At 70.3% G+C, this 14696-nt stretch carries 12 protein-coding genes and 1 pseudogene; 10 read left to right on the forward strand and 3 right to left on the reverse strand.

Translation table 11 applies throughout. The annotated features are described in order from the left end of the window. The first annotated feature begins 52 nt into the window (after positions 1–52). The 7 genes and pseudogenes from MCHLDSM_RS03635 to MCHLDSM_RS34860 all read left to right on the forward strand — a co-directional run bounded on the left by MCHLDSM_RS03635 (position 53) and on the right by MCHLDSM_RS34860 (position 8694). The gene (locus MCHLDSM_RS03635) at positions 53–2155 is read left to right on the forward strand and encodes a hypothetical protein (protein WP_234713843.1); all 2103 of its coding nucleotides are present in this window, start codon (positions 53–55) and stop codon (positions 2153–2155) included. Next, entirely contained in the window at positions 2145–3473 is a 1329-nt protein-coding gene (locus tag MCHLDSM_RS03640) for an RNA-dependent RNA polymerase family protein (RefSeq protein ID WP_048468915.1), read from the forward strand. Before MCHLDSM_RS03635 ends, MCHLDSM_RS03640 begins: the two co-directional genes overlap by 11 nt. A 300-nt stretch (positions 3474–3773) precedes the next feature. Then, positions 3774–4670 carry an ABC transporter substrate-binding protein gene (locus MCHLDSM_RS34855; protein ID WP_053082841.1) on the forward strand — a complete coding sequence of 299 codons (897 nt, stop codon included), beginning with the start codon at positions 3774–3776 and terminating at the stop codon, positions 4668–4670. 13 nt (positions 4671–4683) lie between these two features. Next, positions 4684–5307, forward strand: a pseudogene (locus MCHLDSM_RS38970) (amino acid ABC transporter permease); the annotation flags it as partial. A gap of 189 nt (positions 5308–5496) precedes the next feature. Then, complete coding sequence (locus tag MCHLDSM_RS38975) at positions 5497–6315, forward strand: amino acid ABC transporter ATP-binding protein (RefSeq protein ID WP_407661897.1); 819 nt, start codon at positions 5497–5499, stop codon at positions 6313–6315. A 40-nt stretch (positions 6316–6355) separates the two neighbouring features. Beyond that, entirely contained in the window at positions 6356–7810 is a 1455-nt protein-coding gene (locus MCHLDSM_RS03655) for a flavin-containing monooxygenase (protein ID WP_053082843.1), read from the forward strand. Between the two features lie 20 nt (positions 7811–7830). Further along, a complete protein-coding gene (locus MCHLDSM_RS34860; RefSeq protein WP_131722584.1) occupies positions 7831–8694 on the forward strand; it encodes an N-acyl homoserine lactonase family protein in 864 nt (287 codons plus the stop codon). 8 nt (positions 8695–8702) lie between these two features. Here the strand turns inward: MCHLDSM_RS34860 and MCHLDSM_RS03665 are convergent, their stop codons facing one another. The 3 genes from MCHLDSM_RS03665 to MCHLDSM_RS03675 all read right to left on the reverse strand — a co-directional run bounded on the left by MCHLDSM_RS03665 (position 8703) and on the right by MCHLDSM_RS03675 (position 12140). Then, complete coding sequence (locus MCHLDSM_RS03665) at positions 8703–9356, reverse strand: GntR family transcriptional regulator (protein WP_048468917.1); 654 nt, start codon at positions 9354–9356, stop codon at positions 8703–8705. Positions 9357–9453: 97 nt separating this feature from the next. Beyond that, a complete protein-coding gene (locus tag MCHLDSM_RS03670) occupies positions 9454–10677 on the reverse strand; it encodes a M20 family metallopeptidase (RefSeq protein WP_048468918.1) in 1224 nt (407 codons plus the stop codon). After that, a complete protein-coding gene (locus MCHLDSM_RS03675) occupies positions 10674–12140 on the reverse strand; it encodes a gamma-glutamyltransferase (RefSeq protein ID WP_048468919.1) in 1467 nt (488 codons plus the stop codon). Before MCHLDSM_RS03675 ends, MCHLDSM_RS03670 begins: the two co-directional genes overlap by 4 nt. A 93-nt stretch (positions 12141–12233) precedes the next feature. Here MCHLDSM_RS03675 and MCHLDSM_RS03680 point away from each other — a divergent pair, with 93 nt between their 5' ends. The 3 genes from MCHLDSM_RS03680 to MCHLDSM_RS03690 are packed head-to-tail and all read left to right on the forward strand — an operon-like array spanning position 12234 to position 14695. Then, positions 12234–12719 (forward strand): GlcG/HbpS family heme-binding protein, encoded by a 486-nt coding sequence (locus MCHLDSM_RS03680; RefSeq protein WP_082168684.1) that lies wholly within the window; start codon positions 12234–12236, stop codon positions 12717–12719. After that, positions 12716–13462: an SDR family NAD(P)-dependent oxidoreductase gene (locus tag MCHLDSM_RS03685; protein WP_048468921.1), complete on the forward strand. Its 747-nt coding sequence runs from the start codon at positions 12716–12718 to the stop codon at positions 13460–13462. The genes MCHLDSM_RS03680 and MCHLDSM_RS03685 overlap by 4 nt, the downstream gene beginning before the upstream one ends. Before the next feature lie 12 nt (positions 13463–13474). Beyond that, positions 13475–14695, forward strand: coding sequence for a diaminopropionate ammonia-lyase (locus MCHLDSM_RS03690; protein WP_063840600.1), 1221 nt, complete (start codon positions 13475–13477; stop codon positions 14693–14695). The last annotated feature ends 1 nt before the right edge of the window (position 14696 follow it).

Raw genomic sequence — 14696 nt, forward strand, 5'->3', positions numbered from 1 at the left:
CTCCCACAGCAACGCCTCGGCGTTGCCCGATCGTCGATGAAAGGCGGGCGACGTGCCGGCCGTGGTGGACGATTCCCGCGTCAACGACATCGACCGGTGGTTCGAGCGCACCGGCCGCCGGGAGCACCGCACGGTGTCGCTCTACGCCTGTCTGCTGACGGGCAGGATGCTGGGGTATTTCACCTACCGTCTCCGCTACGCCCTGCTCGTCGACGGCGTCGCCTTCGCGGTCCACGTCGCCGAGTTCCTGATCATCCTCACCGCGCTCGGTGGCCTGGTGGCGTTCACGGTGATGGTGCTGCGCGTGGGGAGCCTCATCGTCAGCGGTGCCTGGTGGGGGCTGCTGGAGGTCATGCGCGAGCGGCTGCGCGGGTACTCCCTGACCGCGGACCGCGACGCCGTCGAACACGAGATCGGCAGCTGGCTGACACTGTCGGTGATCGTCGCGACGACCCTGGCGGCCATCGTCGCGGGAGCGGCCCTGTGGTTGCTGCCCTCTGACGGCGACCCGTGGGGACTGGTGTACGCCCTTCTCGTCGTGCTCGAGCTCGCGGTACGAATGCCGTTGCGCGTCCTGCACTCCGGCATGTTCGCCACCCGGCGCATCTACCGGCCGCTGTGGACCCTGTTCGCCCCGACCGCGGCGCAGATGGCCGTGATCGCCGCGGGCGTGTTCTTCTATCCGACCGCCGCGGTGGTGCTGGCGATCATCGCCTCGAACGCACTCTCGATCTGGATCACGGTGCACTACACGCTGCGCCTGTACCGGCTCAACGGCGTCTCGCCGCGGCGCCGGAGCAGAGGGTCGGTGCGGACGCATCTGCCGTCGATCTCGCTGCGGCAGGCGTTCGGCCCGACACTGGCGGGCCTCGGTCTGCGGCTCGACGCGATCGCCGTGCTCGCCATCGCCGGGATCTACGGCACCGCCACGCGGTCCTTCGACCTGACCGCGGGATTCGCATCATGGCGCGACATCGACGCTTTCCAGTTCTTCTACCTGGTGCTGCCGTTGCTGCGCGGCGCGTACGAGGCGACAGCGGTGTTCTACTTCGATTTCGTTCGGCTGCGCCGCATCCCGGCGCTGCGGGAGTATCGCGTGTGGTTCTTCCATCGTCTGCTGCTCGTCACCCCGCTGGTGACGCTCTACTTCTGGGCACTGGCCGTCGTGCTGGGTCTGTTCGTGCTGCCCGACATCCCGTTCACGTTCCTGCTGGCCCTGTTGCCGCTGTTCCTCGTGCGCAGCTTCATCGGGACCTATCAGATCCGGTTGTTCGCCGAAGGCAGGTTCCGCGCGCTGAATGGCACGATCCTGTTCTCGGCCGTGCTGTTCGCGCTCGTGTGGGTCGACGTGAACCCCGCGTCGGATCTCGTGGAGATCACCGCGGCGATGATCGTTCTGCTGATCGTGCACATCAACGTGCAGCACCTCGAAGACCGCACTCCCCCGCCGGCACGTCAGCTGCCCCTCGGCGACTGGATCCGGGCGCTGGCCGCCGAACCGGGACCGGTGCGGGCCGGCACCATCGGTGTCCCGGAATGGATACCGCAGCGGCAGCGCACACAAGCCATCGAGATGATGCGGGAGACGTTGTCGGGCAAGGGAAGTCTGGCGGTCTGCTCGGCGACGTCCCTGGTGTTCTACGCGCGAGAGGCCGACGAGCCACCGGACCGTCAGCCCCATCTGCACGTGCAGACCGCCACCGGCGGCGCCGCCCACCGAGGCAGGTACTGGCGCGAACCCGCCCCCAGCGGCCGCGACGCCCTCGAGCGCATCGTCGCCGAACGGTGGATCACGTCCATCACCGGCGTGCCGAGGGCTCCGCAGGATCCCGATCGGCTCGGACCGGCTTTCCTCGACCTGTTCCCCGACGGGGTGGTCGCCGACGTGAACACGCGTGCGGGGATGCGGACTATGCGCACGCTCGACGACGACCTGGTGCCGGCCATCCTGCCGTCTGCCATGAAGGGTCTCGACGACGACGCCCTGGTGGTGTCGGTGGCGGGCCGCTGGCTGTCCCCCATCTTCCACGCCTATAAGGTGCGGATGATCTTCCTGCTGCCGCAGCATCCGGATCCGGCGGCGTTCCAGCAGTGGCTGCATACGCTGCGGGCGTGGCGGCTGGGCCAGTGGGAGAGCGCCTCTCATGGCACCTGAACCGGTCGACATCGACCGCTGCATGGTCGACCCCGCCACGTACGAGTCGACGATCCTGCGGATCTACACCAAGCGCAACGAGCAGGGCCTCGGCTTCCACGAGATCGCCGACGGCGTCAGCTATTTCGATGCCGCGACCGACCGCAAGGCGTTGGCCCGCGCCATCGCCACCAGCATCGCCGAGCGCACGTACCGCCCGCAGCCGGTCGACCTGTGGTTCCTCGAGACCGGCGGGAAGCGCCGGACCGCGCACCTGGCGGGGTTCGTGGACCATGTCGTCGGCTCGGCGCTGTTCGCCGTGTTGTCCCACAACGCCCGCTGTTACGGCCTGCCGGGCGTCTACTCGTATCTGCCCGGCGTCACGAATGTCGGTGCCATGCGGGCATTCGCCGCCCACATCCGCGCGCATCGCGAGCGCGTCGGCCCGAGGGGCGGACCGTTGTACGTGCTGCAGTCCGACTTCGAGAAGTACGGCGACAACCTGCCGGTGGGTCCGGACGCGGCCCTGTGGCGAACGCTGCGGGAGGTGGCGTCATTGGGCAGCGGCGACATCAGCACCGGCGCGTGGGATCTGATCACGCAGCTGGTGCGGCCGGTCGTGCGCGATCAGGACGGTACGGAGTTCACGCGCCTCAACGGTGTCGCGATGGGCACCCCGCTGGTACCGCTGCTGGGGAACCTGGCCGTGGTGCCGATGGACCGGGCGATCAGTGGGCTCGACGGCGTGTTCTATGCCCGCTACAACGACGACTTCCTGATCGCCCACTCTGATCTGGCGGCGATTCACGAGGCGGACGCGCGGGTCGACAGGCTGGTCGGAGAACTCGGGGTGAAGCGCAAGCTGAGCAAAGAGGTGCGCACCGCGTTGAGCGGGCACGGCAGGCCGTGTCCCGTCGATCCCACGTATGGCGGGCGGGACCGGATCGACTGCCTGGGGATGTCGGTGACGGCGGCGGGAACGGTCACGCTGGGCCCGCATCGGTTGCGCCGCTTCGTCGCTCGGATGGCGGCGCGCATCGATGGCTGCGCGCCCACCGTGCGGGAGATGCCGGTGCGGGATCGCGCGCGCCACCTCGTCGCGGCGACGAACGTGATGCTCGACGTGACGAGCCCGTTCTCCGTCGCCGGGCTGACCGCGGTACTCGACACGGTGACCGACCGCGGCTCGCTCAAGGACCTCGACTACCGGATTGCGCGCAAGGTCGCGCAAGCGGCGACCGGGGTTCCCGGCGTGCGTGGGTTCCGGCAGCTGCCGCCGGACGTGCTGTACCGCGAATTCGGGCTCGCGTCGCTGGTCGCCATGCGCAACGCGCGCTGATCTTGCCGAGCGCACGCGACACGCTTACGGTGAGCTCGGCGCGGAACCCGCACACGTGCGGTTTCTTTCGAGAGGCCACAGAGGTTGCGGCTTTCGGTCTCTCTTTTTCGGCGTTTTTCCCCGCGCTCTCACTCGGCGCGCTGAGCCGTGCCTCGGGGCGGTGAGCCCACCACGTCTGCTGATTCTTCATATTTCACACGGGCGTAACGCCACATGCTTGACCCCAACTATTTTATATTCTATACCTGAGCCAGTGCCGTCTTTCCCCGGGCTGCACCACCCCGACAGAGGAGACGTCTCGTGCACATTTCCAAGATGGTGACCGTGGCCATCGCTGCCGCACTCGTCCTCGGCTCCAGCGCCTGCTCGGAGGACGAATCGGCGAACAACGCCGTGACCAGCGACCTCGCGATCGACAAGACGACGTGCGAGTCGCTGGCGCAGAAGTACCCCGGGCTCAACGGCAAGAAGCTGACGGTCGGGATCTCGCCGGCGCCCGCGAACTACTCGACGTCGGACCCGAAGAACCCGTCGAACGTCATCGGGATCGAACCCGACCTGCTGAACGCCGCGGGACAGTGCCTCGGCTTCAGCACCGCGTACTCCAAGCTGGACTTCGCCGGGCTCGTGCCGGCGCTGCAGTCCGGCCGCATCGACCTGGTGGCGGCCGGGATGTACTCCTCGGAGGAACGGGTCAAGCAGGTGGACTTCGTGGACTACATGAAGGCCAGTGAGGCGGCCCTGGTCGCCGCCGGGAACCCGAAGAAGATCGAGGGCCTCGGCGACGTCTGCGGGAAGACCGCGGCGCTGGTGGTCGGCACCGTCGAGAACGCGATCCTGGAGAAGCAGGGCAAGCAGTGCGAGGCCTCCGGGGGCCAGCCCCTCAAGACGCTGAACTTCCCGAGCATCGACCGCGCGCAGAGCGCGCTGGCACAGGGCGAGGCCGACATCGTGCTCACCGACGCGGGCGTCGCCGCGTACCTGGCCGAGAAGGCCCCGGACAAGCTGGCCGTCGGGTTCGACCTGCCGACCGACTTCCACTTCGGTTTCGGCGTCAGCAAGCAGGCGACCGAGTTGCGCGACGGTCTGAACGCGGCGCTCGGGCAGATGTACGCCGACGGCGGTCTGCAGAAGGCGATGAAGCGCTGGGGCTTCTCCCCCAATCAGGAGCTCCAACCCGCCGTCGTCACCAGCTGATCGCGGGGCGGACATGACGAAATTCCTGGAATACCTTGTTGATCCGTTCCTGTGGCGCGGCCTGGTGGTCGCCATTCAGATCACCGCCGTCTCCATGGCTCTGGCCCTCGTCCTCGGTTTGCTACTGGCGCTGATGCGGGAGTCGCGCCATGCGGTGATCCGGCTTCCCGCGGCGTTCTACACGTGGCTGATGCGTGGCACCCCGCTGCTGCTGCAGCTGGTGTTCCTCTACACGGCACTGCCCAGCCTGGGATTCAGCCTCGGGCCCGTCGTCACCGCGATGATCGGGTTCACGATGAACGAGGCCGCCTTCTCCGGCGAGATCATCCGCGGCGGCATCAAGTCGGTGGGCAAATCCCAAGTGGTGGCGGCGAGTTCGCTCGGGATGGGGCCGGTCCTCACGCTGCGGCGCGTGATCATGCCGCAGGCGCTGCGCGCCATCGTGCCCGCCCTGGGCAACAACGCGATCTCGATGCTGAAGTTCACCTCGCTGGCCTCGGTCATCGCCGTCAACGAGCTCACGCTGCGGTCGCAGACCATCGTGGCGACCAACTTCGAGTTCTTCCCCGTGTTCCTGGCCGCCGGCGCGATGTACCTCGCCGCCACCACGGTCATGGGCTTCGGGCAGTCGGCGCTGGAGCGCAAGTTCGCGCTCGACCGGCCGACCACCCCGCAGGCCGGGTTCTTCGCCCGCGCGGTCGGGCTCCCCCTGCGCCGCCCGAAGGACGGCGCCGCCACCCCGGAGCCGGACACCGACGTCCCGCCGCCGAGCACCGAAAAGACCGCAGAAGCAACGGAATCGAAGACGACGACGGGTGTCGCCGATCTGATCGCCGCGCAGGCCACGGCACCGTCGGGCCAGGCTGACGACGCCCACTTCGTCTCCTGCCGCAACGTGGCCAAGGCCTACGAAGGACGCGAGATCCTCACCGGCGTAGACCTCGACGTCCGTCAGGGCGAGGTCGTCGTGCTGATGGGGCCCAGCGGGTCGGGCAAGAGCACCATGCTGCGCCTGATCAACCACCTCGAGGACGTCGACGACGGCGAGGTGCTCGTCGACGGACGGCACGTCGGCTACGAGCTCAAGGACGGCACGCTGCGGCCCGTGAGCCGGCTCTCCCAGGCGCGGGCCGACGCCCGTATCGGCATGGTGTTCCAGCACTTCAACCTGTTCGACCATCTGACGGTGCTCGACAACATCTGCATCGCCCCGGTGCGCGTCTACGGCCGCGACCCGAAGGAGACGCGCGAGCTGGCCATGGCACTGCTGCGCGACGTGGGCCTCGAGCGGCACGCACACCACCTGCCGCACCGCCTCTCGGGTGGGCAGCAGCAGCGGGTCGCGATCGCGCGCGCCCTGGCCATCCAGCCCAAGCTGATGCTCTTCGACGAGCCCACCTCAGCGCTGGACCCCGAATTGGTCGGCGAAGTGCTGCAGGTGATCCGGCGTCTGGCCGAGGCCGGGATGACGATGCTCGTCGTGACGCACGAGGTGCGCTTCGCCCGCGAGGTCGCCGACCGCGTGGTGTTCATGGACGGGGGCAAGGTCGTCGAGCAGGGTTCGCCCGAAGACGTTCTCGACCGGCCCTCGCAGCCACGCACCCAGAGGTTCCTCAATCTCGTGGCCCAGTCCGGAGGTGTCTGAGCCCGTCATGCCCATCGGTCAGTCAGTCAGGAGCGCATCCATGTCCGTGGCCAGCCCGCCGCGCGTCGCGATCATCGGCGCCGGCTTCGCCGGCATCGTCACCGCCATCAAACTGCAGCGGGCCGGGATCGACTACGTGATCTTCGAGCGTTCCGAGGGCGTCGGCGGAACCTGGTGGGAGAACCGCTATCCGGGCGCGGAGACCGACGCCGCGTCGCACCTGTACGCCTACTCGTTCGCGCCGTACGACTGGAGCCGTACGCACGTCCGCCGCGCCGAGATCCAGGAGTACCTCGAGCACGTGGCCGAGTCCTTCGGCGTCATGGACTCGATCCGGTTCAAGGAGACCGTGGACTCCGTGACGTGGGACGACGCGTCCTGCGAGTACGTCGTGCAGACCGCCGCGGGCGAGAGCGAGCGCTTCGGCTTCGTGGTGTCCGCCGTCGGCCTGTTCGCGTCACCGAAGTTCCCGGTGTGGCCCGGACTCGAGGACTTCAGCGGTGAGGTGGTGCACACCGCCGAGTGGGACGAGGCGCTCGACGTCACGGGCAAGGACGTCGCCGTGGTCGGCACCGGATCCAGTGCCGCGCAGGTGGTCCCGACGGTGGCGCCGCACGCCCGGTCGGTCACCGTCTACCAGCGCCAGCCCGGATGGGTGCTGCCCAAGGGTGACCGCGACTTCAGCGCGTGGGAGCGGCGGCTCTTCTCCCTCCCCATGATGCAGCGGCTGAATCGGGTTCGCCTCTATGTGCGTCAGGAGCGCCGCGAATGGCACGGCGCAGTGTTCCGCGCCGGCAGCAGGATGAACCGGCGCTGGGAGAACAAGGCCCGCGCCTATCTCGCGGAGGTCTTCGCCGACCGCCCCGATCTCGCCGACGCGCTGCTGCCCGACTATCCGTTCGCCGGGAAGCGGACGGTGGTCACGAGCGACTTCTACCCGGCGCTGCTGCGCGACGATGTCCATCTGGTCCCGAAAGCCGTGGTCTCGTGCACGAGCACCGGCATCATCGACAGCGACGGCGCGGAACGCAAGGCCGACGTGCTGGTGCTGGCCACCGGCTATGTGGCGACGAGATTCCTTGCCTCACTGCAGGTTCGGGGTCGCAACGGCATCGACCTGAACACCGTGTGGGGACCCGATCCGTACGCGCTGGCCGGGCTGATGGTCCCCGGGTTCCCGAACTTCTTCATCATGTACGGCCCCAACACCAACGGCGGGCTCACGGTGTCGAACTTCGAGCACGAGGCGGATTTCATCGTCTCCCAGATCACCCGCGTGCTGCGGAAAGGCAAATCCCAGGTGGACGCACGTGGCAGCGTGGTGAGCGCGTACAACCGATGGGTCCAGCACCGCATCAGCAGCACCGCCTGGGTCGACGGCAGTAACTACTTCGCCTCGTCGACCGGCCGGATCGTGACGCAGTGGCCGGAGGGCGCCGCGGTGTACGCCCTCGTGCTGCTGGCGCTGCGACGGCTCGGTACGCGAGTGTCCTGACGACGACGAAGGGCGGACCGGTGGCTGTTCAGGCGTCACGGATGTTCCTGCTGCAGTACGGCGCGGAACGGGTGCCCCGGTCGCTGTCGCTGCGCGACGGGCCGTCCGATCTGGGGTGGGAGCCGCTGTACGGGGTGCTGGTCGACACCGACGACGGCTGGGTGCTGTTCGACACCGGGATGGGCCGCGAGGCCCTCGACGCCGACGAGACCCAGGACAGCTACCGGGCCGCGGCCGTGGATGCCGGCGCGGATCCGGACCGCCCCACCTGGTCGCTGCACCCCACGCCGCCCGACCCGACCCGCTGGAACTGGGGTCTCGCCGGTGACCCTCTAGTCGAGGCGCTGGCCGCGGTCGGCCTCGCGGTCGGTGATCTGTACTTGGCCGTGATCAGCCATCTGCATCTGGATCACTCCGGCGGTATCCCGCTGCTGGCCGAGGCCGGCGTGCCGGTCGCGATCCACCGGGCGGAGCTGGAGTTCGCGCGCAGCGGGCGGGCGACATTCGAGGAGGGCTTCCGCGCGCCCGACTGGTCCGATCCGCGCACCCGCTGGGAGGTCCTCGACGGCGACGCCGAGGTCGCACCCGGGGTCACGGTCGTGTCCACACCCGGACACACGCCGGGCCACGTCTCCCTGCGCATCGAGCTGCCCCAGACCGGCACATGGATCTTCGCCGCGGACGCCGCCGATCTGGGACAGAACCTGCTCGACCGCGTGCCGTGCGGTTACTGCGCCGGCGGTGCGGTCGAGGACGAGGCCGCGGCGTCGTCGTCCCTGGAGCGGCTACTCGCCGACGCGGCCGACGCGGACGCCCGGCTGATCCCCGGTCACGACCAGCTGGTGTTCAACGCCGTCCGGCACCCTCCGTCCGGGCACCGCTGAGCGCGTCGTCACTCGGTGAACAGCAGGGCGGCGACCGCCTTGCCGGTGTCCTCGATGTGTTGATGGGCCACGCGGTCGGCGGCGTCGGCGTCCTGGGCGCGCACGTGCTCGAGCACCTCTTCGTGGACGTGCCGCCAATCCTCGCCGAGCTCGTGCGCGACGGTGGAGAAGTAGAACCGCGCCCGCTTCTCCAGGGCCGCCGAGGTGGTGGCCAGCACCGAGTTCCTCGCCGCGGCGCGCAGCGCGGCGTAGAACCCGGCGCCGGAGGCACGCTCGTCGCTGGCGTCCTTGCTCTCCTGGATGCGGGCGGCGAGCAGGTCGAGGTCGGCGTCGGTGCGGCGCAGCGCGGCCCACCGGGCCACGAGTCCCTCGACCACGGCGCGGAACTCGAAGAGCTCACCGAGTTCCTCGGCCGTCCGCTCGCGCACGTGGACGCCGTGCCGCGGCTTGATGTCGACCCACCCGGCCTCGTGCAGGGAGCGCAGCGCCTCGCGGACGGGGATGCGGCTCATGCCGAACTGGGCGGCCAGCACGTCGGCGTGGATGCGTTCGCCGGGCTTGAGCTCGCCCGCGATGATCGCTGTCTCGAGCGCGTCGTGGACGCGGGTGGTCAGCGTGGCGTTCGCCGGGAACGCGGGCACCGACGGCGAGGTAATGCTCACGGCCTTCCTGTCCTGTGGTCTTGGCCGGCTCGGCACGTTGCTGAACGAGCCGGCGCACTGTTGATGAAGTATACGAACCCGCGCCGCGGGACCCGTCTCACGGCGCGCGCAGGTACTCCAGGGCCGTCAGCGTGTACAGCGCGGCGCACCGCAGGACCTCGTCCTCGTCGGCGTAGTCGTCGATGCCCGCGGACCACGTCGGCTGGGGTCCGTAGCAGAGCGCCTGGACCCCCTCGCGGCGCCAGCGGCTGGCGTCGCTGGCGGGCAGCCGGATCGCGTAGGTCGGCGGAGCGTTGATGACGGCCCGGGAGGCGACGTCCCAGGCGCGGGTCAGCGGTGCTTCGGGCGCGGTCCAGTTGGCGTCCCAGCCCTTGAGCCGTCGGACCCGCACCGACTCGATGTCCGCGACGGCGTTCTCGACCATGGCCAGCGCGTCCTCGGCGGGGATGCCGGGCGGCAGCCGCAGGTCGACCTCGGCGGCGGCGCCGGTGGCCATCTGGCCGACGAAGGTGCCGGCCGTCAGGGTGCCGACGTTGGCCGTGAGGACCAGCCCGGGATCCGGATCGTCCTCCGACGTGGCCATCGCGGCGAGTTCGGGCGGCAGCGTTCCGGTTCGCCCCGTGAGGTCGTCGATGCGGGCCACTGCCTGTGCGATGCGCGCCGAGGCCGAGCGACCGCGCTGCACGGCCGACGAGTGACCGGCGGGTCCCTCGGCGGTCAGCGCGACCCACAGCACGCCCTTCTCGCCGAGCGCGAGACGACGAAATCCGGGTCCCTCGCCGCAGATGAGCGCGTCGCCGTACAGATCCGGGTGTTCGCGCAGCAGGTAGGCCGCTCCGTTGTCACCGAACACCACCTCGTCGCTGACGGCGGTGAACGTGATCCTGCCGCGCCAGGTGCCCTGATGCTCGGCGAGCAAGGCCGCGGCCGTGACCATGGCGGCCACCGCCCCTTTCATGTTTCCCATGCCCAGGCCGTAGAGCCGTCCGTCGGTGCGGGTCAGCTCCCACACCGGCTGGGTCCAGGCGGACTCATCGCCGGGCGGCATGGTGTCGAGGTGGACGTTGAGGACGAGGTGCGGGCCCGGCCGGCCGGAGTCGAGCTCGGCGACGACCGACGGCATGGTCGGGACGAGACGCTTCTGACGGGAGCCGATACCGCGGTCCGTCAGGGCCCGCGTCACCACGTCGGCCATCTCCCGCGTGTCCCCGTCGGGGTTCACGCTGGGCGCAGCCACCAGCTCGGCGCACAGCGCGACGATCTCCTCGCGCTGCTGAGCGACGGCGTGCAGCACCTGCGCCGTCAGACCGTCCATGCTCATGCCGATCCTCGGGTGTCGGTCTGGCGTCGCCAGTCGGCGATCGCGTAGGGGCCGGGGTCGGTGCCGGCCGCGACGACGGCGCCGAACACGTCGGCGCCCGCCTCGCGCGGGACCACGCGATGCCCGCGCGCGGACAGCGCGTCGCTGCCCGGGTGGCCCTCCTCGATCAACAGATCGCCGTCCTGGCTGCGCCACCGCAGCGCGCCGACGGCGTCCGCGAGCGGGGTTCCGGCGATCGTCGTCGCGGCGAGCACCTGCAGCAGCGTCTGCACCTGGCCGTCGGCGCCCGGGGTGGCGATGCCGAGCACGCCGGCGGGCGAGGTCACCATCGCCGGCGCGAGCGTGTGCACCGGCCGCTTGCCCGGCGCCGCGGCGTTGTCCCCGTCGGTGAAGCCTGCGGCCCGGTTGTTCAGCACGATGCCCAGCTCGGGCACGAAGACGCCGGAGCCGAAGTCGTCGAAGACACTCACCAGCGACGAGACGACCTGACCCGTGGCGTCGACCGTGGCCACGCCGGCGGTGTGGAGGTAGGCGCGCGGGCCTGCGCGTCCCGAGGCCCGCTCGAGGTCGACCGAGAGATCCAGATCGAGAAGCGAGGCGCCGCTCCCGCACGACGAGCGGTGTTCGAAGGCGGCCCCGGTGACCTCGACCAGCAGGTGGTCCTCGACGGGCACGCCCTGGGCGTGGAGCCGGCGTACCTGCTGCAGCGCCATGGCCAGCAGGACTCCCTGCGACATCGGCGGCTGGACGTGCACGCGTCCCGCGCCCCAGTCCACGGCCACGGGCGGCGGGCACGGCGTGTGGTGGTCGGAAAGATCCGCCGGCGCGAGCGACCCGCCGCAGCGGCGTACGGCGTCGACGACGGCAGCCGCGCCGGATCCGCTGTAGAAGGCGTCGCGCCCGTGGTCGGCGATGCGCTCGAGCAGGCCGGCCAGCTCGGGCTGCAGCCACGGACCGCCGTGCGTCGCGGCCGACAGCAGCGACCAGTCCCCGGCGCCGCCGTCCTCGAGGCGTGCCCGCTGCCGGTCGACGGACTCGAGAAGGCTTGCGTCCGGGACGATTCCGTCGCGTGCGAGCTCGATCGCCGGCGCCAGCACGACGTCCAGCGGCAGTCGCCCCCAGCGCGCACTCATGGTCGCCCAGCCGTCGACGAGCCCGGGAACGGTCACCGAGGTGCCCCCGGAATCGTGCGGCGTCGCGTCGAGACCCCGCGGACTCAACCCGGTCCCGTTCACCGCGGCCACCTGGTCGCGGTCGTGCACGAGCGCGAGCAGGTCGCCACCGAGCCCGGCCGCCTGTGGCAGCACCACGCAGATCACCGCCTGCGCGGCGACCGCGGCATCGGCCGCACTGCCGCCCTGCTCCAACATCTGTATCGCGGCCTGCGTGGCCAGCGGGTGCGCCGTGGAGGCAGCGCCTTTCGCTCCTGAGGCGAGCGTGGCGCGGTGGCCGGACTGGGGCAACGGAGGTCTCCAGGGAAGTCGTGAGAAGGGCTTGCCAAATGCGACGCTGAGATAGAATATAAATCATCCCAACAGCAATGTGAAGGAGCGAGGATGACTCAGACTGTGGCCACGGCGAGCGCAGTCGGGACGCCTGACCTGGTGCAGGCCCCCGATATGTCGCTCGCGGTCGCCGAGCTCATGCTCGCAGAAGTCAAGGCCCGCGCGTCGGCCAAAGGTCTGCGGTTGGCCGCGGCCGTCGTCGACCGCGGCGGCAACCTGGTGGCGGCCATGCGCATGGACTACGCCCAGCTCGGCGCCAGCTCACTGGCCCTCGACAAGGCGGTGACCGCGGTCTCCTTCGGCATGCCGACCGCGGCCTGGACCGAGAGCAGCGCCCCGGGCGGGAGCGACTGGGGACTGGCCCACACCCTCGGTGGCCGCGCGATCGTCTTCCCGGGCGGCGTCCCGGTGTTCGCCGGAACGCACCTGGTCGGCGGGCTGGGCGTGAGCGGGGCCGCGTCCGAGGTCGACGCAGCCTGCGCCGCGCTGGCCGTGCAAGATCAGGGCCTCGACGTCGAAGCCGCGGAGATCCCGTGAGCGGCGTCCTCGTGGCCGGCGGCGCGACGGGCATCGGAGCGGCCGCGGTCCGCGCCTTCCGTCAGCGCGGTGACCGGGTGCTGCTCGCCGACCGCAACGAGGAGGCCGGCAAAGCCCTTGTCGCCGAGGATCTTCCGGGCGAGGCCGCGTTCCTGCGCAGCGACTTCGCCGAGAGCGATGCAGCGGAGGCCGCCGTGGAGGCCGCGGTCAGCTTCAACGTCGGATCGCTTGACACCGTCTTCTACAACGCGGCAGTGCTGGAGGCGCGGCCTCTCGGCGAGTGGACCGCGCAGGACTGGGACCGCAGCTCGGCGGTGAACCTGCGTGCGCCGTTCCTGATGTCGCAGGCCGCCTCTCCGCACCTCCGAAAGTCCGAGACCGGCCGGATCATCCTCACCTCGTCCACGGGCGCGTTCCGTGGACATGCCGGCATGCCGGCCTACCACGCCACCAAGGCGGGGCTTCTCGGCATGGTGCGCGCCCTGGCCGACGAGTTGGGGCCCGACGGCGTGACGGTCAACGCCGTCTGCCCCGGGTGGGTGGACACCCCCTTCAACAGCACGTTCTGGGGTCACCAGCAGGACCCCGCCCGCGCCCTCGAAGAGCTCACCGAGCAGATCCCGCTGCGGCGGCAGGCCGACCCCGACGACATGACCGGTCTGCTGCTGTTCCTCGCCTCCCCCGCCTCGTCGTACATCACCGGGCAGGCCCTGGTGATCGACGGCGGCTACACCTCCGTCTGAACAGGTGCCTGCATGACGACTGTCGAGATCTACACCAATCCCGCCGCCCGGCCGGCGGTGCCGACGGCCGGTTTCGCGCCCGAGAGCAGGGTGCCGCTGGAGACGCACAAGACCCTGCCCGGCTACGCGCCCACCGAGCTGCGGTCGTGTCCCGGACTCGCGGCACGCCTCGGCGTGCACACCGTGCTGGTCAAGGACGAGTCCGAACGGCTCGGCCTGCCGTCGTTCAAGATCCTGGGCGCGTCCTGGGCCGCCCTGACGACGGTGCAGGCGGCGTGGGGCGGTGAAACGGACGGGTCGCTGTCCGTCGAGACGGTGCGCGCCTCCATCGGGTCCACCGCCGGTCGCGGCCTGGTCGCGGCCACCGACGGCAACCACGGTCGCGGAATCGCCCGCGTCGCAGCACTTCTGGGGCTGGAAGCCACCATCCTCGTGCCCGAGGGCACCTCGCAGGCACGTATCGATGCGATCGCGTCGGAGGGTGCCGCGGTCGAGGTCGTCGACGGCACCTACGACGACGCGATCGCTGCCTCGGCACGACTTGCCGACGACGACCATCTCGTCGTGTCGGACACGTCGTGGGAGGGATACGAGGCCGCCCCCCGAGCCGTGGTCGAGGGCTACTCGACGATGTTCTTCGAGATCGACGACGCCCTCGCCGCGCAGGGTTTGCCCCAGCCCGATGTCCTCGTCCTGCAGGCCGGCGTGGGCGCGTTCGCCGCCTCGGGCCTGCGCCACTTCCGGGACGGCCGTCCGCAGCCACCCGCCACCGTGGTCGCCGAACCGTCGACCGCCAACTGCCTGATGGCCTCCGCCCGCGCCGGCGGGCTGACGCTGGTGCCCGGCCCGCACCGGTCCTCGATGGCGGGCCTCAACTGCGGCATGCCCTCCGAACTGGTCTGGACCCTGCTGGCCGCCGGAACCGACGTCTTCGTCGGCATCGGCGACGACTACGCCGAGGAGGCGATGCGGGCGCTCGCCGACGAGGGCATCGTCTCGGGCGAGTCGGGCGCGGCGGGACTCGGCGCTCTGCTGGCACTGGCCGAGCGCGGCACGCCCGAGGAGCGGTCACGCGCGGGGCTGCACGCGGATGCGTGCGTGCTCATCGTGAACACCGAAGGCGCCACCGATCCGGCCAATTACGAACGCGTCGTGGGCCGTTCGGCCGCCGACATCGCATCAGCCCGGGACCACCTGGTGGTCAGCAACGGCGCTGACCACCGTCACCACTGAG

This window comes from Mycolicibacterium chlorophenolicum (assembly GCF_001044235.1).
GTDB classification, from domain to species: Bacteria; Actinomycetota; Actinomycetes; order Mycobacteriales; family Mycobacteriaceae; genus Mycobacterium; species Mycobacterium chlorophenolicum.

Excerpts from the sequence above, each read along its gene's own strand:
- MCHLDSM_RS03640 (WP_048468915.1), top strand. The coding sequence starts at position 2,145 with ATGGCACCTGAACCGGTCGACATCGACCGCTGCATGGTCGACCCCGCC.
- MCHLDSM_RS03655 (WP_053082843.1), top strand. The coding sequence starts at position 6,356 with ATGTCCGTGGCCAGCCCGCCGCGCGTCGCGATCATCGGCGCCGGCTTC.
- MCHLDSM_RS03670 (WP_048468918.1), bottom strand. The coding sequence starts at position 10,677 with ATGAGCATGGACGGTCTGACGGCGCAGGTGCTGCACGCCGTCGCTCAG.
- MCHLDSM_RS03680 (WP_082168684.1), top strand. The coding sequence starts at position 12,234 with ATGACTCAGACTGTGGCCACGGCGAGCGCAGTCGGGACGCCTGACCTG.
- MCHLDSM_RS03690 (WP_063840600.1), top strand. The coding sequence starts at position 13,475 with ATGACGACTGTCGAGATCTACACCAATCCCGCCGCCCGGCCGGCGGTG.